General features: G+C 48.5%; 16 protein-coding genes and 1 other annotated feature. Of the genes, 1 reads left to right on the top strand and 15 read right to left on the bottom strand.

All coding sequences use genetic code 11. From position 1 onward, the window contains the following. Nucleotides 1-45: 45 nt before the first annotated feature. From radC to AB1L17_RS06755, 12 genes are all read right to left on the bottom strand, one after another. Nucleotides 46-744 (bottom strand): RadC family protein, encoded by a 699-nt coding sequence (gene radC / locus AB1L17_RS06700; RefSeq protein ID WP_412843686.1) that lies wholly within the window; start codon nt 742-744, stop codon nt 46-48. A 102-nt stretch (nt 745-846) separates the two neighbouring features. After that, complete coding sequence (locus tag AB1L17_RS06705) at nt 847-1,434, bottom strand: Maf family protein (RefSeq protein ID WP_412843685.1); 588 nt, start codon at nt 1,432-1,434, stop codon at nt 847-849. Nucleotides 1,435-1,442: 8 nt separating this feature from the next. Continuing rightward, nucleotides 1,443-1,682, bottom strand: a complete 240-nt coding sequence (locus AB1L17_RS06710; RefSeq protein WP_026042971.1) for a DUF4321 domain-containing protein — start codon at nt 1,680-1,682, stop codon at nt 1,443-1,445. Between the two features lie 160 nt (nt 1,683-1,842). After that, a complete protein-coding gene (locus AB1L17_RS06715) occupies nt 1,843-3,135 on the bottom strand; it encodes a hypothetical protein (RefSeq protein ID WP_412843684.1) in 1,293 nt (430 codons plus the stop codon). Nucleotides 3,136-3,253: 118 nt separating this feature from the next. Beyond that, a complete protein-coding gene (locus AB1L17_RS06720) occupies nt 3,254-3,688 on the bottom strand; it encodes a prepilin peptidase (RefSeq protein WP_412843683.1) in 435 nt (144 codons plus the stop codon). Between the two features lie 115 nt (nt 3,689-3,803). Further along, nucleotides 3,804-4,799 carry a ketoacyl-ACP synthase III gene (locus AB1L17_RS06725; RefSeq protein ID WP_412843682.1) on the bottom strand — a complete coding sequence of 332 codons (996 nt, stop codon included), beginning with the start codon at nt 4,797-4,799 and terminating at the stop codon, nt 3,804-3,806. A gap of 452 nt (nt 4,800-5,251) precedes the next feature. Beyond that, entirely contained in the window at nt 5,252-6,634 is a 1,383-nt protein-coding gene (gene murC / locus AB1L17_RS06730; protein WP_412843681.1) for a UDP-N-acetylmuramate--L-alanine ligase, read from the bottom strand. A gap of 1 nt (nt 6,635) precedes the next feature. Next, nucleotides 6,636-8,009, bottom strand: a complete 1,374-nt coding sequence (locus AB1L17_RS06735) for a bifunctional folylpolyglutamate synthase/dihydrofolate synthase (RefSeq protein WP_412843680.1) — start codon at nt 8,007-8,009, stop codon at nt 6,636-6,638. 43 nt (nt 8,010-8,052) lie between these two features. Then, nucleotides 8,053-10,725: a valine--tRNA ligase gene (locus tag AB1L17_RS06740; RefSeq protein WP_412843679.1), complete on the bottom strand. Its 2,673-nt coding sequence runs from the start codon at nt 10,723-10,725 to the stop codon at nt 8,053-8,055. Between the two features lie 56 nt (nt 10,726-10,781). Beyond that, nucleotides 10,782-11,024: a binding site (T-box leader), on the bottom strand. 58 nt (nt 11,025-11,082) lie between these two features. Continuing rightward, nucleotides 11,083-11,409, bottom strand: a complete 327-nt coding sequence (locus tag AB1L17_RS06745; protein WP_007726674.1) for an STAS domain-containing protein — start codon at nt 11,407-11,409, stop codon at nt 11,083-11,085. A 107-nt stretch (nt 11,410-11,516) separates the two neighbouring features. Next, nucleotides 11,517-12,755, bottom strand: coding sequence for an ATP-binding protein (locus tag AB1L17_RS06750; RefSeq protein WP_412843678.1), 1,239 nt, complete (start codon nt 12,753-12,755; stop codon nt 11,517-11,519). Between the two features lie 27 nt (nt 12,756-12,782). Next, complete coding sequence (locus tag AB1L17_RS06755) at nt 12,783-13,985, bottom strand: PP2C family protein-serine/threonine phosphatase (RefSeq protein ID WP_412843677.1); 1,203 nt, start codon at nt 13,983-13,985, stop codon at nt 12,783-12,785. 249 nt (nt 13,986-14,234) lie between these two features. Between AB1L17_RS06755 and AB1L17_RS06760 the strand changes: the two genes are divergently transcribed. Then, nucleotides 14,235-14,417, top strand: a complete 183-nt coding sequence (locus tag AB1L17_RS06760) for a YszA family small membrane protein (RefSeq protein ID WP_412843676.1) — start codon at nt 14,235-14,237, stop codon at nt 14,415-14,417. A gap of 42 nt (nt 14,418-14,459) precedes the next feature. Here the strand turns inward: AB1L17_RS06760 and AB1L17_RS06765 are convergent, their stop codons facing one another. From AB1L17_RS06765 to AB1L17_RS06775, 3 genes are read right to left on the bottom strand one after another with little or no spacing between them, the layout of a single operon-like run. Continuing rightward, complete coding sequence (locus tag AB1L17_RS06765; protein WP_412843675.1) at nt 14,460-15,455, bottom strand: YutH/CotS family kinase-like spore coat protein; 996 nt, start codon at nt 15,453-15,455, stop codon at nt 14,460-14,462. Continuing rightward, nucleotides 15,442-16,440, bottom strand: a complete 999-nt coding sequence (locus AB1L17_RS06770; RefSeq protein ID WP_412843674.1) for a YutH/CotS family kinase-like spore coat protein — start codon at nt 16,438-16,440, stop codon at nt 15,442-15,444. Before AB1L17_RS06770 ends, AB1L17_RS06765 begins: the two co-directional genes overlap by 14 nt. A gap of 14 nt (nt 16,441-16,454) precedes the next feature. Continuing rightward, the gene (locus AB1L17_RS06775; RefSeq protein ID WP_412843673.1) at nt 16,455-17,942 is read right to left on the bottom strand and encodes a LysM peptidoglycan-binding domain-containing protein; all 1,488 of its coding nucleotides are present in this window, start codon (nt 17,940-17,942) and stop codon (nt 16,455-16,457) included. Nucleotides 17,943-17,988: the final 46 nt, after the last annotated feature.

The raw sequence follows: 17,988 nt of genomic DNA on the forward strand, positions 1-17,988 counted from the left end.
TTCGTGATCAAAAGACGACTTTTTGAACTACCTCATAAAAACATGTTACAAGTACCCTTGCTCTTTGAGGCTTACGTACTTGCCTTCCCCGATAATAACATGATCCAACAATGAAATCCCCACCAGTTCACCAGCATCACGCAACGTATGCGTAATGGCGATGTCTTCTCTGCTAGGTGTCGGATCGCCGCTCGGATGGTTATGTAGGCATATCACCGATGCGCTGCTACGACGGATCGCTTCTTTAAAGACTTCTCTCGGGTGTACGATGGAAGCGTCCAGACTGCCTACGAAAATCGTCTGCTTGCCAATCACGTGGTTTTTGGTATTCAGAAAGAGACAGACAAAATGCTCCTGTGTCAAATGAGCGAGCTCCGGCGACATCAAATCAGCTACGTCCCGTGGTAAACGGATAGAAGCCCTGAATTCACGTGGTACTCCCATCAATCTACGCCCAAGCTCAAACGCAGCATGCAATTCAATCGCTTTGACTGGACCAATTCCTTTTAGCTCCGTTAACTCAGCATGAGAGGCTTGGGCTAAACCACGCAGGTCTCCAAACCTGGCTAACAAGCGCTGAGCCAGCTGATAAGCCGTCTCTTGTTCCCTGCCTGTCCGCAGTAAAATGGCAAGAAGCTCTGTATCAGACAGATGGACCGCTCCTTCGCGAAGCAGTCGTTCACGTGGACGGTCATAGTAAGGGACGTTTTTCAACAGCATTTTGTTACAGGTATTTGTTGCCATTTTATTTACCGCCTCCAGCCATATTCACATTATCGGAACGGCTGACAAGGAGATGATCATGAGGCGAATGGCCGTTGCCGCTTGCATTCAAGCATGACAACTTTACAATATAGGCATCCCAAAACGTGTCAAAAGGTTAGAAGTCAGGCCTAACGGAAGACCAACAACCGTGAAGTAGTCTCCAGTTATACCTTCCACAATCGTCGCTCCAATGCCCTGAATGGCGTAAGAGCCCGCTTTGTCCATTGGCTCTCCAGTCGCAATATACGACTTGATTTCTCGTTCGGTTAAAGCGCGAATTCTTACCTGTGTGTGACTATGCGAGACTTCTGTACGGCCTGTCTCGACATCAATCAAGGCGACTCCACTATAAACGGTATGCTCTTTCCCCTGGAGCATGGACAGCATGCGAAATGCGTCATCCTCGTCCACAGGCTTACCCAGAATTTGGCCATCAAGAACAACTACCGTATCAGATCCCAAAACGACGCCTTCCGTCAAGCGAGAAGCCACTTCCTTGGCCTTGCGCAAAGACAATTCTTCTACTACTTCCTTCGCAGATAAATGCTCTGCTGTCGTCTCATCTACATCACTGGTCAAGACTGTAAATGATAAACCCAAAGTTTGCAGAAGCTCCCTTCGACGCGGCGAAGATGAAGCAAGAATGAGAGGAACATTTTTTTTCGTCATTTTTCAACCTACTTTATTCGTCGATGTATCCAAAATGCGAGGGCTAAGCCTCCGATACTGGCTAGATTTAGTTTTACCTGAAAGTTCAGTTCGTACTTCAAAATTTCTAAATCTGCCGCAGGTGACCAAGTAATAACCTTACTCTTGGTCAAAAAAGGTAGCCAGGGACTTAAAATCTCCCCGATAATACTGCCAAACAAAAGTCCACTCACCAACAGAAACACGAGTATAAGCGTTTCTTTCCCCATTTTCCCAACTCCCTTTTTATAAGGGATTTCTCTTTTTGCCAAACATAAGTTTAGCAAATGGGGAGAGGCGAAACAATCCCTGATTGCTCTTGGTAGTTACTGTATAGAAAGAAAAGGCCTCCTGCAAGAAAACCTTGCGGAAGACCCTATAATCATGCACTTATGTGGATGGACGTGCATTTTGGATCCAGCTCGCGTAGCTCTCGAAAAAGGCGAGGACACCCGCCTGCACTTGCCACGCATAGGATTCGGCGCTTTCCACCTTTTTGCCAGCGCTAGCTTCTGCCATTTTATCTCTCGCTGCCAGTGCTTGATTCACGCCATTTACCATGCCGTCTAGTAATGGCTTCCAGGCTTCCTGTACGTCTATCTTGCGGCTTTCCTCCAGAAATTGCCGGTGAATTTCTTTTAAATCGGCCGTTTCTTTTGGCGGCGGTGACAGTTGACCTGTCGTAATGATCAACCCAGATTGTGCGGAAAGGGTCTGGACGAGCTTGACGCCATGAGCGAAAAAGGCATTTACGTTAGGGTCACCAGATGCGTTGGCAGATTTTCCGACAGGGATAGGCCCTTCAAAAGCAGGAAACGAAAATTCTTTAACGTATATATCCATTCCTTTGTTTTTCAGGCTGGCGGCAAAGCCCAGGACAGCATCTCTCGTTGGAGCAGCAGCGGCAAACATATACTGCTTGCTCGTATCCTTATAAAGCAAATGTGGTATTCCCGCTTTTTCCAGTGGCTCTACAGCCGTTTGCGGCGATGCATCTGGCTGGAATACGCCCGCCTGTGCAACGTACATGTTTACCGCCGGCAGTTGTAGCGCGACCTCTTTTTGATTCATTGTAGTTCCATTCGTCAGCCCGTTTTGTGCTGGTTGGCTCAAATCAGGCAGAATGGGGCCTGCCACTCCCTTTTTACCATCCGTCTGCTCGAAGCCAGCACTTGGGGCGGTCAATGTCTGAACAGTTTCACTCAATACATCTCCGTAAGACCGAGAGAACTCCTTTTGGGAGAAGACCGTCAAAACAAGAAACCCGAATAAAAGGCCAATTGCTACAGCGCCACCTGTCGTTAAAGTCGTCCGCCAAAAGGGTCCCTTTGGCCATAACGCTGCGAGCCGACTCCGCGGACTACTTCTGTATGAGGTCTCTTCTGTGTTGTCGAAAGAATAATCCGATTCAATTGAGTCGTTCGTCGACTGCTCGGCTTCGAAGCTCGGCTTCGTTTCTCTTGTGGCGGTTCCACGAAGTTGCATCATCCGTTCCCATGCATCATTGCCCTTTTCCTTAAACGGGTCTGCAAACGGCAAGGGCGGAGCTTGAATGCGAACCCGAGGTGTATCATCCTTTGGGGTGCGCTTTCTACTTGTTACCTTAGTGGTTTCATCACGCTTTTCATCCCAGAACTTTCCGTTCATTTTGACTGTCACACGATTTTTATTTTGTCCGCTCATACGCATGCCCTCCTGGCCACAGGCTCTTTGTACTAGCTTACGTTCGTCTCGGACGGGTTATGACTACCCTCTAGTGATTCTAGCGAATTTGCTTCTACTACTTTTCGGCCATTGTGTTTCAAGAGATTTCACACATATACAAAAATGCACCTAACCCAATCGTCATAAAAGGCGCGAAAGGTAGTGAGCTTGTCAAGCTCACTTTTCGGATCAGCAGCAAAACAACCGAGACGAATAACGCGCTCAAGCTCGCAGTCGTAAGTACGAGTACAAAATCGCGCACACCGAGTCCATAGCAGATGAGTGCGAGCAGCTTCACATCCCCCATGCCAAATGCAAGCGGCCAATGCCAGCTGATCAATCCGAAGACGAATAAACAGAGAATCGCAAAGAGCCCGGCATTCAGCCATTCCAGCGGCGAGGAAAAAGCAAGCTGCATGAGTGAAATCAGCAAAAAACCCGCACTTAATGCGCGATTTGGAATACGTCTATGCCGGTAATCTACCCATGACAGGTACAAACATAGTCCGAGCAACACCACAGCGTTTGCCATTTCTTCCCCCTCCTCTCCAGTCGAAAGCTGTCCATAAGCATACGTATTTTCCTGGGACAAAAAAACTGCCCAGAACAATTCTGGACAGATTCTCGATTTATGAGCATCCACTTTTTTACGGATTCCAAGTGAACAAAAGACCAGCATGGACAAGACCGCCCCCAAAGCCATACATCAGGATCGTATCCCCTGCTTTTACTTTGCCATCCTTGATCCCCAACGCGAGCGCCAATGGAATGGTAGCCGCCGATGTGTTGCCGTAGTGTGTCAGACTGTACAATGTCTTATCGAGAGGAAATTGACTTTTCTCGCAAATGGATTCAATCATCCGCAAGTTGGCACTATGCGGGATGAACCAATCCACATCCTCCAGCGTTTTCCCCGCCCGGCTAACTACTTCCTGCATCCCTTTTGGGACGGTCGTGACTGCCCACTTGTACACCTCTCGACCGTTTTGAACCATACATCCATTACCGGTCAATTCCCGACCTCCCATATTCGTAGACAAGCCTGAACGGTATACATGAATCCCACCGTCCCCCTTTGAGCCTAAATAGGCGGACAAAAATCCGGGAGCTGCCGAATCCTGTTCAATAAGGACCGCGCCTGCTCCATCACCGAACAAGATGCACGTCGTACGATCTGTATAATCCGTCACTTTTGTAAGTGTCTCTGCTCCTACAACCAACACCTTGCGATGCAATCCAGAGCTGATCAGGGCATTTGCCATATGGAGACTATAGGCGAATCCTGCACATGTTGCCGTGAGATCCATAGCACCTGCCTGTTCGATTTGAAAATGCGCCTGAATTTGACTAGCTACACTGGGAAAAGGATAGTCAGGCGTGCTTGTCGCCACCAAAATCATATCGACGTCCCGTACTTCCTTCTCATAGTTTTTGATCAAATCGTGGATGGCCGCGATGGCAAGATCGCTTGTGAATTCATCTTCCCTTGCCATACGTCGCTCGTGAATGCCTGTTCGTTGCAAAATCCACTCATCCGAGGTCTCAACGAGCTTTTCCATATCTGCATTGGTAAGGACACGACTTGGCACATACGTACCAATGGCGGTAATACGGGACTTGAAGGGGCTTGCATTGCTCATCATCCGATCATCACCTTCCGTTTTTTATGATCTGATTATAACACTAAGTATTAATATCTGGTACTGATTTTTGTTTGAGTCAACATGGGGGAGGAGAAGAAAAAGCACAGTTCTCTTCGACTATGACACGCCAGCGGGGGTGATTGACTGCCCATCTCCACTTCCAAAAGGGGACCGTCGAGCCAAAGCCACCCTACGGGCGGAAGTTTCTCAGGGAAGAAGTGTTCGACAACCGTGGTCCCCTTTCGGAAGTTCCGACTGGGTAGGCGTTGTCAAGGTCTGCGAGCCCTGTGCTTTTTCTTCTCACCAGCGTTGTTGGTTCATCGATATCTTTTAAACCTTTTGAAAACTTGACTACGCCAAGCATTGGTTCTCTTAAAAACTTGCCGATCGTATATAAAAAGATAAAAAGACTTGAAACCCGTAGGCTTCAAGTCTTCGTATGATTCCATCTGTTATTTTTCGAGCTTTTCAGCCAGCCAATGAGCAGATTTCCAAATATCGCCTGCTCCCATTGTTAACACTAGGTCACCTTCTTGCAAGCCTTTGAAGACATGCTCCTGCATTTGTTCCTTTGTAGGAATGTATTGTGCACCCGGGTGACTGTTTGTGCGGATTTTTTGAACGAGCACCTCGGAGGTAACTCCTTCGATTTTGGCTTCTCCCGCAGGAGAGTAAATATCCGTGATGATCACTTCGTCGGCTTCTGCAAAAGCACGGCTGAATTCATCCATGAGGAAGTACGTGCGCGTGTAGCGTTGTGGCTGAAACACAGCGATCACGCGTCGGCCCGATGCCCTTGCACCACTCAGCGTAGCAATAATTTCTGTTGGATGATGTGCGTAGTCGTCAACTACCAAGACACCTCGTGCATCCCCAATAATTTGAAATCTGCGCTTGGCACCGCTAAAGGTAGACAGCGCGGCCGCAATTTTATCAAAAGAAAGGCCAGCATCCAGGCAAACAATGATCGCAGCCAGTGCATTCGCAATATTATGCTTGCCTGGAACTGAGAGGCACAATTCACCCAAGAGCTCATCTTGACGATAAATTTGACACTTGCTGCAACGATCACCGCATTCGATTGAAACGGCAGAGAACTCCGCTTGCGCCGTAAAATTCGGATCGATTGCATACGTCACGACCGTTTTCTCAACAGATGGCATGACTTCACGCACGGTTGGATCATCAATGCACAGGATCGCTTTACCGCCCGGTTTCAAATGACTCAAAAACTGAACATACGCCTGTTTCAAATTGTTAAAGTCGCCATCGAAATGCTCCAAATGATCTGGTTCGATGCTCGTCACAATTTCATACATCGGTCTGTATTCTAAAAAGGATCCGTCACTCTCATCTGCTTCGGCAATGACAAAATCGCTAGTACCTGCCTTGGCATTGGTACCCGCGCTCATCAACTCGCCGCCAATAATGAACGTCGGGTCTACCCCGCACTCTTCTAGCACGTGAGAAATCATCGATGTCGTAGTAGTCTTGCCGTGTGCACCGGCAACTGCTACACCTGTGCGCTCATTCAATATGCGAGCAAGCATTTGGGAACGGTGCATGACCGGAATACCCAATGCTTCGCCTGCGATCACCTCAGGATTGTCTTTGGAAATACTGGTGGAGTATACGATGCTGTCTGCTCCCTCCACGTGGGCAGCATTATGGCCGATATGAATGACCGCCCCTCTTGCTTCCAGCTTTTTCGCCAAATCGTTCATGGCGACATCGGAGCCGGTTACCTTGTATCCAAGGTCGATCAAGACGCGGGCAATGGCACTCATGCCATAACCGCCGATGCCCACAAAGTGGACGTGTTGGGCCTGATCCACCCTATTCACCTGCCTCTTCTACTATAGTGGGAAAGAATGCGCGTACTTGGGCGATGAAGTAGAGCGAACCGCAGACGACCAACCAGTCATCCGCCTTCGCTGATTGCTTCTCCCGCATCCAAGAAAGGAGAAACGCCCGCCAGTCAGGGACTGCATCAAGGAGATCCTTCTCCCATCCCCCGGCTAAAAACGACTCTTGCAAGCTATTGGCTTCGGCTGCACGCGGGAATTCAAAAGTTGTCACATGCAGCTTCTTCATTTTTGACTTTAGCGGAGCGAGCGACTCTGCCATTTTGGCAAGCGGCTTATCTGCCAATCCAGAAAAGAGCAGATGCAACTGCGCTCCGTCCGGCAACAACCGATCCAGACTGCTTACAAGCGCCTCCATTCCTTCCTGATTGTGTGCCCCATCCAAGATAACCATCGGTCTTGGCGAGACTACTTCTAGACGACCAGGCCAACGCGTTTGTTGCAAACCGCGAGATATTTCTTCTTCCTCCAGCAAGAAAGAGAAGTAATTTCGCAGGACATCGATTGTCATTAAGGCAACAGCTGCATTGGTTGTTTGATGAATGCCATTCATGGTGAGACGGTAGGAGGCTTCCTCTCGCCGGTGAATGCTTCTGTAACGAAGCTGTTGTTCTCCTAGGCGCTCCTCTACCTGTTCTCCATGGAAATGCTCACCTATATGGTATAGCGTACTCTTCGTTTGTCTGGCGCGCTCCTCAAATACTGCGAGAAGCTCTGGCCTGACCTCACCTGTCACCACAGGAACCCCAGGCTTGATAATTCCTGCTTTTTCTCGGGCAATGTCCTCCAAGCTCTCTCCCAACACTTGCGTATGGTCCATTCCAATATTCGTGATGACTGAAACAAGCGGTAGAACGACGTTTGTCGAATCCAATCGCCCGCCTAGCCCTGTTTCCCATACAACTACCGCTGGTCTCGCCACTCTCGAAAAATAGAGAATGGCGATCAGCGTAATCACTTCAAATTCTGTTGGAGAACCGAACTCTGTTTCTTGTTCGCAGCGATGTACCAATACCTTGACTTCATTCACCAACTGCAGAAGATCTTCTTCCTCGATCATACTGCCGTTGAATCGAATGCGCTCACGGAAATCAACTAAATATGGGGAGGTAAATGTACCTACACTATATCCGGCTTCCATCAGCATGTGCGTCAGGAAAGCGCAGGTTGAACCTTTCCCATTCGTACCAGCTACATGAATAAAAGGGATTCTCCGCTCAGGATGCCCTACTTGCTCCAAAACCCACTGCATTCTCTCTAGCCCCGGCCGTTGACCGAACCTAAGCAGCCCATGCAGCCAGTCGAGCGCTTGCGTGTATTCTACAAACCCTTCTTCTGCATGCATACCACAATGCTCCATTCTCAAAAATATGCGATGGTATGGCGGATCATTCGCCCTTCAATTCGGCAAGTCGTGCAATCACTTTATCCCGCTTTTCCATGTAGTCAGCCATCTTCGCTTTTTCCTCAGCGACTACTTTTTCAGGTGCCTTGGCCATGAATCCGGCATTGTTGAGCTTTTTCTCAATGCGCTCTACTTCGCCGCCCAGTGTCGCTACTTCTTTTTCCAGGCGCTTCAGCTCTTGATCAATATCAATCAAGCCTGCAAGTGGGAGGAACAATTCTGCACCCGTGATCACAGCAGACATAGCTTTATCAGGTGTCGTCAGTCCTTGACTGATCTCGAGACGCTCTGGGTTGCAGAAACGGGAGATGTATTGTTCACCGCGTGTCAGACGCTCAGCGGACAATGCATCACTTGGCTTGATCAAGAGCTCAATTTTCTTGGACATTGGCACATTTACTTCAGCACGGATATTGCGTACGCTGCGGATGATATCCATCAGCTGGTTCATTTCGCCCTCTGCGTCAGCAAAAATCCATTGCTCGTTGACGGTTGGCCAAGGTGCTACTGTAATGCTCTCGCCTTGGTGCGGCAATGCCTGCCAGATTTCTTCCGTGATGAACGGCATGAACGGATGCAGCAGCTTGAGCGTTTGATCCAGAACGGTCACCAGGACGGATTGGGTTGTTTTCTTCGCTGTTTCATCTGTACCGTAAAGCGGCAGCTTCGCCATCTCGATATACCAGTCACACAGGTCATCCCAGATGAAGTTGTAGAGCACACGGCCTACTTCTCCGAATTCGAAGGAATCAGATAGACGAGTTACATCCGTGATCGTCGCTTGGAGACGGGAGAGAATCCATTTGTCTGGCGTAGACAGCTCACCACTCAAATCGATTTCTTCGTATTTGAAGTCAGTAAGGTTCATCAAGGCAAAACGGGACGCATTCCAAATCTTGTTCGCGAAGTTGCGGTTTGCCTCTACCTTTTCCCAATAGAAGCGCTGGTCGTTCCCTGGGGAGTTCCCTGTCGCCAATGTGTATCGCAGCGCATCTGCTCCATATTTCTCGATTACTTCCATCGGATCAACGCCGTTGCCGAGCGACTTGGACATTTTGCGTCCCTCGGAGTCCCGAATAATTCCGTGAATCAATACGGATTCAAACGGACTTTTCCCGGTAAATTCCAGACCTGCGAACATCATGCGAGCAACCCAGAAGAAGATGATATCGTAGCCTGTTACCAGGACATTCGTCGGGTAGAAGTACTTCATGTCCTCGGATTCTTCCGGCCAGCCCAGCGTCGAGAACGGCCACAGTCCAGAGGAGAACCATGTATCAAGAACGTCGTTGTCCTGCTCCAGCTTGTGGCTATGGCAGCTTGGGCATTCGGTCACATCATGACGGGATACGATCGTTTCGTTACAATCGCCGCAATACCATGCAGGAATTCTATGACCCCACCAAAGCTGACGGGAAATGCACCAGTCACGGATATTTTCGATCCAGCGCAGGTAGTTCGTCTTGAAACGCTCTGGGACAAATTTCACACTCTCTTCGCTGTTTGCATTAGCGAGTGCCTCGTCAGCCAAAGGCTGCATTTTTACGAACCATTGGGTAGAAAGATATGGTTCTACTACCGCATCACTGCGCTCACTATGTCCAACCTGGTGAATATGCTCTTCAACCTTGAACATAACGCCTTGCTCGGACAAGTCTTTAATAATTTGCTTGCGGCATACAAAGCGATCCAAGCCCTTGTATATACCAGCCTGCTCGTTCATCGTGCCAGTCTCATCCATGACAACGATTTGTGGGAGCTGATGACGAAGTCCCAATTCAAAGTCATTCGGGTCGTGTGCTGGTGTAATTTTTACCGCACCAGAACCAAACTCCGGATCAACGTAGTCATCTGCTACGATTGGAATTTCGCGTCCTACGATTGGCAAAATAACGGTTTTGCCGATCATATGCTTGTAGCGCTCATCCTCCGGATGAACCGCTACAGCTGTATCACCGAGCATGGTTTCAGGACGGGTAGTAGCTACCTCGATATATCCCGTGCCATCCGCCAATGGGTAACGCATGTGATGCAGTGCACCTTTTACTTCCTTGTAGATTACTTCAATATCGGACAGAGCTGTACGAGCAGCAGGGTCCCAGTTAATGATGCGGTTCCCGCGATAGATCAAGCCTTTTTCATACAGGCGAACGAATACTTCGCGTACAGCTTGGGACAAGCCTTCATCCATCGTAAAACGCTCACGGGAATAATCGAGGGCAAGACCCAGCTTTTCCCACTGCTCACGAATATGAGAAGCGTAAATGTGCTTCCACTCCCATACCTTTTCCACGAATTTTTCGCGACCGAGGTCATGACGGGAAATGCCTTCTTCACGCAAAGTGGATTCTACGCGAGCCTGGGTTGCGATACCAGCGTGGTCCATACCTGGCAAGAACAAGGCGCTGTAGCCTTGCATACGCTTCGTACGCGTAATGATATCTTGCAGGGTCGTATCCAGCGCATGACCCAAGTGCAATTTACCTGTTACGTTCGGCGGTGGAATCACAATGGTAAACGGACGCTTATTCGGGTCACGTTCTGCCTTGAAAAATTGTTTTTCGATCCAATACGGATACCATTTGTTCTCTGCTGCCTTCGGATCGTAGTTCTTCGGCAGCAATTGGTCGATGTCAGTTGTTGGCTGTGTAGACATGTGCGACTCCTCCTATTAGAAATTTTGCTTTGCAAAAAATAAAAAAACCCTTCATCGCAAAGGACGAAAGGATTATTTTCGCGGTACCACCTTTGTTAACACACGATAAACTCCATGCTTAAGGTGTGTTCACTCTGACAAGATAACGGTTGCGAACCGGTCTCGGCTAGGGCGGATGCTTTCACCGAAAAAACTCCTGGGCGACCTTCAGCCATTCGTTACCCTAGAGAATCTCGCAGCAATTGATTCTCCTCTCTGCTAAGGTATCCTGACTTACTCTTCCCACTCATCGTTCATATCGTATGTAGTTGTAGTATCGTTAGCTTTCACTATTATATACAATCACGCTGTTTGGCGTCAAACCCGGGTTTCGCCCACTTTTCCAACCGCAATGCCCAATGCCTCGGTAAAACCGAGCACGCCTAAAATATCGAGAATTTCTTCCCGGACATTGACGATTTCCACCTGCTTGCCCATGGCCAGCAGTTCTTTCGTAGTAAAAAACAGACTTCCAATACCGGAAGAATCTACAAAGGAGACACCTTGAAAATCGACGGTAACGGATTGATTTCGCCCTCCATACTGCTGGAGCAATTCACCTACTCGATCTCCCACAGCCATGTCCAACTCTCCGACGAAGAACAAAGTAGCCTGTCCGTTCGCTTCTGTTGCGCGGTAGTCCATGCTCAAACTCCTCTCAATAGATATCGGTACACCCAATCTGCTCGTCCTTTAACTATATTACCCATTTTCACTCACTTGCAAACATTTGATGTATTGGAAATCGTTGTTTAACGAGAAATGGTGCATTCTAAAATAAGCTTGGTACCTGCCACCGAGCTACTTAAATAGACACGATCACAGTATTGCAGGATTACGTGAAAACCGGCCCCAAGCGAGTGGCGTGTAGAAAAGCCTTGTTGCAGTGTAGCTCGCGGTATATCCTCGAGCATAATTCCTTCTCCCTCATCATGGATCACTGCCCGGCACATCTGCTTGTCATTCGATAGGTATAAAGTAACCATTCCGCCATTTCCATGCTTCAACGTGTTCGAAGCAGCCTCGTTGACTGCAACGAGAAACTGCAGCAATCGTTTATCAGAAATGCCGAGTGGTTCCAAGGATCGCTTGAACAATTTGCGCAGCTCGGCAAGCTGCTCCGGTAAACGAATATCGATTGCCAACAGCTTATTTCCTTCCCGCAGCAAGAAAAACAATTCTTCATCACTCAGCAACAACAGCTTTCCTTCTGTGACAACACCCAGTATATCCCTGTAAATCTCCCATTCCCGTCTTTTGCGCTTTCGTTCTTCTGCAATGACGGCTGTGACATCTATCAATGCAATCCCGCAGGTCCGATCTGGCAGGACAGACGTGTATAATTCAAACACCTTTTTGCCATCAGTCGTGACAAGCTGCTCCCTCACTGGTCTGCCCGATCCTGCTGCATCCTCTACCAGTCGTTGCATTTCGTGCTCTACTTCCAAATCAGCACGTGCGTCACCAAGCGGCCGCACCTTCCCGTCATCGAAAAGATAGAGGAAAATCGTCTCTATCTGGCGCAGAATGGATAGCTTTTGAATCTCTTGTTTAATTAATCGCCCCCGCTCGTCGTCTCGATCCTTACATTGTAACAAGACGTCTGCCGGGTCCAATTCGCCACTCATGTGCCAGGTGTGAAATTCTTCCAGAAGCAATCGCTCCAGAACATCATTCCGACGCAAAACTTTTTCTATATCGATAATGTAGTAAGGATCACCTGTTATTCCACGCAACCCGCTACCGATTATTCGGAAATCGTAAGCGAGCTCTATTTCTATGCGTCCGTGCAAATCGTGATCAGAACTGCTTAAGCCAATGGTCGTCCGGCTAACTGCTACCAGCTTCGCTTGGAACGTTTCCATCGTTGCTAGATTCGTCACCTTTACAATGCGGGGCGGAACCACTTTGTTAGCTGCACCGCCAGAACGTAGCGCGACAAGGCAATTATCACAAGTGGGATTGTCCGGACAACGCTCACACAAAATCACAGTTCATCCTCCTATTCACTGACGCAACTACACGAGAGATAAACTCCCTTCAGGCTCAAATTGAAGAATCAACACAGAAATATCATCGGTTTGTTGGCCCTGCTGTGTCATCTCCATTAAGTAGGCCTCTACTCGATTCATCGACTCCTGCTTACTATCACCAGGCATCTTTAATAAGGAGGATAGTTCTTCTAGCCAAAACCTGATGCCTCGAGACACTTCTTTTCTACCTGTATCCAGCAATCCATCTGTATAGAGTAATAGCATACCCTCTTCTTCTAAGGGTACCTCCTCCAACTGATACGTGCTATCGGGCAAAAGCCCTAGGCCGACACCACCCTTGCAGTTTAAAACAGTTTGACTCGTTTTGGACAAATAAATGGGTTGAGGATGCCCAGCTCTGCCTAATCGAACTTTATGCTCCACCTCATCATAGACAACGACTAGCATCGTAATGTAAGAACGGGTTTTGACCAAATCTGCATAGAGCAACTGATTCAGTCTCTCCAAAATCTCGTCTGGAGAATAGCTGGTCTGCAATACTTCTCGAACGGCAATTCTGATCCCTGTCGCCCAAATACTGGCCAAAAAACCATGCCCGGACACATCTGCAATCATGAAACAGGTGTAACGATCGTTGATTTGTATATAATCGATGTAATCCCCGCCCACATAGTCGACAGGGACGTAGACCGTTCTCGTTCGCAAGCTGGTTAAATGTAATTCTTCTGTAGGGATCAGCATCGACTGCATGCGTCTAGCCAGCTTCATCTCCATCTCAATTTCTAGCTGCCCTGATGACTGGTCCTGTTGACACCTCAGGATCAACGCCCGAATGTTCACGAGCAACAACCCATAAAAAAATTTCTCCAGTTCCTTTAGATCACGGTCATTGACGTTACTCTGGGCGAACAAACGGACATAGCGAGGCGTTTGAGCTGTATCACATTGTTCCGAAACAACGATACGCTCTTCTACTTCAGGCTTCACTATTGCACTCTCCCTGTTGCCACGCTCGATCCGAAAGTAGACATCACCTTGAGCGGATTCAAACGTGATCGACAAGAAACAAGGCTTGTCCATTTTCACAAACCATGTATCGACCAACTCTTCTATAAATGGCATGAGACGCTCGTAATTGACTTGGCGCTTGCTTTGTTCATTACTGGTCATTACCAGATACTCGTATTTCTGTTTCAATTCCATAAGTCTGGCCAATTGATGATTCATCCCCGAGCCACTCCCATACTCACTTTAGCATAATTCTTTCTTTCGGGAATTGCGAAAAGGGTTATGGCAATTTTCAAAAACATTGTGATCACCTTTATTCGTTTCGTCCTAGCCTTCCTGCCCTTCACCTTCCCTTTTCAGACAACGTTCAAACCACTATCTGTCCTGATTTGAATTGTTTGGGCATCTGATGAAGGTTGTAGACACTGTCCAATGTTGCTGCGCATATGCTGGAATGAGGTGATTTTGATGAATACTCGTTGGAAGTATAACCCCACGTATTTGCGTATCAAATACGGTTTCAAGCAGATCCTCTTTCCATTGCTCGTATTTCAGTTTATCCGGACGGTCTTGTTTCCCACCTCTTTTGATGTCATCCTGCTCGGTTTGCTAGCCATGCTCTATGTAGCCATTTCACTTGAATGGCTGTAAAAAAAAAGAAAAACAACGCCCCACGCGGTGAGACGTCGCTCATTAAAAGGCTTGCTGGACCCAGCGATGCAGGCGCATCAGGCGGTCCATATCTTTTTCAAGGCGTTGTACCGCGTAGAGCTCGCTCCAATCGCGGGGATGATGGTAATAAATATCGATGTCCCTCATGATCCTCTCCGGGTATGACAGAAACGAAGCCATCAGCTCAATTTCTTCTGGACGTAGAGGAAATATCGCGGCATAGCGATGGAATAATTGAGAAGCCCCCACCTCATCCCCCGCCATTTGAAAATAGGTGCGATAAAACAGCGTTAAGTCGCGTATCGGTGTATCGAAGCTGGCGCGATCGAAATTCAGCAGTCTTCCCTTACCCAATCGATCGGGTACAACATGCTCAGGAGTTGGGTTGCCATGGATCAGAGATAAGCGAAAATGTGCGTGCGTCTCATGTCGCTCTCGCCAATCCGTCAACAAATCTGTCGCTTGTTGAGCCATTTCTTCTATAAAATCCTTGTTTGCCAAAAACACCAGATCAAATGGGGAAGGATATTGACGTTGCTGTGCGATGGCTGCCGCTTTATTAATCTGATCTTGCCAATATTGCCAACGATTTAGTAAGGAGTCGATCAGTGGTTCTACCTGCCTCGGATCATCGTAGCGATAGTTTTGCGTTAAATGATGAAGCTCCGCCAAACGCTCCAAAGTAGGAGGCGCCCAAGCCAAGGGCTGTTCGGCCCACTCTTCGCTTCCTGGCTGCCAGGGGGTAACGTAAAAAGCGGTATTGCCCTGTTGGACAAAAGGATCATCGTACTTCGTGTAGGTGAAAGGAACTGCTCCATCCCACCCGCGGTGCTGCAATTGACGCAGCATATCGCTGACAAAGACAAGACGTTGACCGGGTATTTGCGCCCGTTTGCATACGAAGGAGCCGTAGGGAGTCGTCGCCTTAAATACATTTGGCTCCTTTAAAACATCAATGCTTTGCGCATACATGTCGTACTCTTTAAACAGCGGAGCAATGTCATCATAACGACTCATAGACTCCCTCCCTCCTCGAACGCTCGGCTCGCTCAGCAATATGTCGAAGCAATGAATCAACGGATTGCTGGCTCTGCAAGGCGTGTTCGATACCAGTAATGGATGCTTCTTGATCTAACGATACTCGCTTCACGTAGGATTCGATACTCCTGTACACTTCGCGTGGACGAGCCATAAAAGCGAGTATCAACGAATAGTTTCCATACGTGAGTGGCTTGATTTCTTCATAGCCGTCCAAAAAAGCATCAATCTGATTGAGATCCTTATGCGTTAAGTAGTGATCGCGCAAAAAGGTCGCGACGTCGCGTTGCTGAACGGAAATCACCGGCCGGAAGAAACCTCTCAAATACAGCTTCCCATTGACCATCCCCCAGTTATCATGCAAAAGGTCACGATGCGAGACACTGACCGCCTCATTCGTAATCCGCTCATTGGTAAGCATTGCAGCCGAACGGTCCATCCTTTGCAGCATGGGCGTCATGAGCTCCGACACCCAACGATTCTCCTTCGAACCCCGCCCATGTTTCGCTCGAAACGATTCGACCATCGATTTGGCGCGACTTCCTTTTTCCACTGCGTTCTGTTTCTCTTGCTTGAGCAGATCGCTCCCAGACAGTAACGGACTTTCCTGCTGAGACTGATGCATCATCGCTATAACGCGCCCACATTGCCTCGCAATGTCATTGTCAGGCTGATATTGTTCGAATTGTCGGTGGTGGTCGGTCATGGTGACGCCGCGTTTGCCCATTATCAAAAAAGGTTTGGTGTCTCGCGTCCGAATAAACCGTTCCACCTCTCGAAACCCCTGACGAGCCAGTCGTTCGCGCCAAGCAAACGACCAGCGCATCACATCTACACGCGGCCAAACGTGGAGTTCTTTGGGGCCCCGGTTTGTCTCCAGTAAATAGCAATCATCGAGGGGCGTAATACGGATTACGCGCGCACGATATTGCTGGCAAACCTCGGAGAGATCAATCTTATCCACGGTCCCCCACTCCTTTATTGTGGGATGTACAGAATCTGCCCTGCTACAAGCTGCTCCGATGCCAATCTGTTCACTTCCACGATTTTGGAGACCGGTAAGGAATACCGCTGCGAAATATGCTCTAATGTCTCGTCTTTCTGAATAATGCACATTTTCAGCTGACTGGAGCGCTCTTCTTTTTTCCGGACAAAAGATGTGAGATTTTGCATGGCCTCTACTGTGGATGTGTTGACTTGCCCTGATGAGCCATAACGAGAAGTGCTAGATGAAGATTCCGCCTCCAACGCCATCGCTTCCTGTTTCGCACGACTCGCTTGAGAGAATATGGATGTGATGTTCACACGACTTTTGTCTTCCTGTGAGGGTTTACCAGAAATCGCTACTCGTACTTCCACCTCGTCCGCTTCAGTTTCCGGTTGTGCCATGACAGGCTCGGCCTCTGGCTCGGATTCAATGCTAACTTCCACTTCTTCCGGCGACTCCTCTTCAATAGACACTTCAGAGGGTTCATTGGAGACTTGCGTGTAATCAATTGTCTGCTGATCATGTATGGCAAGAATGAGCTCCTCTTGTTCTTGATCATTTTCTGCTACTTCTCTCAGCTGCTCTTGCTCATCTGCAAGTACTGCTTGATCGCCAGAGGAGTCAGACGAGCCAGCGGATTCATAGGAGCCAGAGGAGTCGTATGATCCAGATTGTTGCGAATCAAAGTCATACGAAATGGTATTTGTCTCCCAAGTATCATGGGAATCCGGTTCTATCACTTCCATCACTTCGCCAAATTGCCCGTGGTACCCATCCTCATCTGAATGAGCGATTGCCGGGGTATCGAACATGGAAGGTGACTCTGCAGACTCAAAGGATGCAGGCATTGCCTGACGCTCCAGCTCCTCTTCCAGCACACTCAGCTTCTGATCAATTTCATCGAGGGATGTCTGTTCGGTGTACGCTTCAGCGTCATCTCCAGCAGCGAAGGCATATTCCCATGTCCCTTCTGTCGGGGCGGCAGCCTGCGTTTCGATCTGCTCCACTTGTTCAGCTTTTTCCCCCAGGACAATTCCTAAAATCTTCAGATCCGCATCAATCAACATTTGATGGGGGGATTCCAGCTTGTAGTCAAAACTGTCCACGATTGCGTAGATGTCTCCGATCTCGGTAATCCGATCCAGCGGGATGGTGATGTTTAGTGGAATGCGATGACCAATTTGTTCCTCCCAGCCATAAAAGGCCTGATCCGATGCTTCCTGGCGAAAGGGAGTAAAAGTCATGGCTTCAACCAGCGATTCACCTTCGCCGCCTGTCGCTTCTGCGGCTTCCCTGATTGGCTCGTACTTCCCTACTAATTGCAAGCAGCCCGTAATCGAGATGTAGGAATCGTTCTCCAACACTTCCACATCCGGAACCAATTCCAGCTCTTGCAATTCACCTATTCCAGCTCTATCGGATGAGAGGAAAATGGTCTCCTTGATGGCAAATGAGAGTTGCCCATCCTGTAATGCCATTCGTGCTCCTCCTTTCAAGTGCAGGACATTTCCCTATACTATATGG

The organism is Brevibacillus jepli (assembly GCF_047229145.1).
GTDB lineage: Bacteria > Bacillota > Bacilli > Brevibacillales > Brevibacillaceae > Brevibacillus.

Excerpts from the sequence above, each read along its gene's own strand:
- AB1L17_RS06755 (WP_412843677.1), bottom strand. The coding sequence starts at position 13,985 with ATGAATCATCAATTGGCCAGACTTATGGAATTGAAACAGAAATACGAG.
- AB1L17_RS06775 (WP_412843673.1), bottom strand. The coding sequence starts at position 17,942 with ATGGCATTACAGGATGGGCAACTCTCATTTGCCATCAAGGAGACCATT.
- AB1L17_RS06765 (WP_412843675.1), bottom strand. The coding sequence starts at position 15,455 with ATGAGTCGTTATGATGACATTGCTCCGCTGTTTAAAGAGTACGACATG.
- AB1L17_RS06735 (WP_412843680.1), bottom strand. The coding sequence starts at position 8,009 with ATGCATGCAGAAGAAGGGTTTGTAGAATACACGCAAGCGCTCGACTGG.
- AB1L17_RS06760 (WP_412843676.1), top strand. The coding sequence starts at position 14,235 with ATGAATACTCGTTGGAAGTATAACCCCACGTATTTGCGTATCAAATAC.
- radC (WP_412843686.1), bottom strand. The coding sequence starts at position 744 with ATGGCAACAAATACCTGTAACAAAATGCTGTTGAAAAACGTCCCTTAC.
- AB1L17_RS06715 (WP_412843684.1), bottom strand. The coding sequence starts at position 3,135 with ATGAGCGGACAAAATAAAAATCGTGTGACAGTCAAAATGAACGGAAAG.
- AB1L17_RS06710 (WP_026042971.1), bottom strand. The coding sequence starts at position 1,682 with ATGGGGAAAGAAACGCTTATACTCGTGTTTCTGTTGGTGAGTGGACTT.
- AB1L17_RS06725 (WP_412843682.1), bottom strand. The coding sequence starts at position 4,799 with ATGATGAGCAATGCAAGCCCCTTCAAGTCCCGTATTACCGCCATTGGT.
- AB1L17_RS06720 (WP_412843683.1), bottom strand. The coding sequence starts at position 3,688 with ATGGCAAACGCTGTGGTGTTGCTCGGACTATGTTTGTACCTGTCATGG.
- AB1L17_RS06705 (WP_412843685.1), bottom strand. The coding sequence starts at position 1,434 with ATGACGAAAAAAAATGTTCCTCTCATTCTTGCTTCATCTTCGCCGCGT.
- AB1L17_RS06745 (WP_007726674.1), bottom strand. The coding sequence starts at position 11,409 with ATGGACTACCGCGCAACAGAAGCGAACGGACAGGCTACTTTGTTCTTC.
- AB1L17_RS06740 (WP_412843679.1), bottom strand. The coding sequence starts at position 10,725 with ATGTCTACACAGCCAACAACTGACATCGACCAATTGCTGCCGAAGAAC.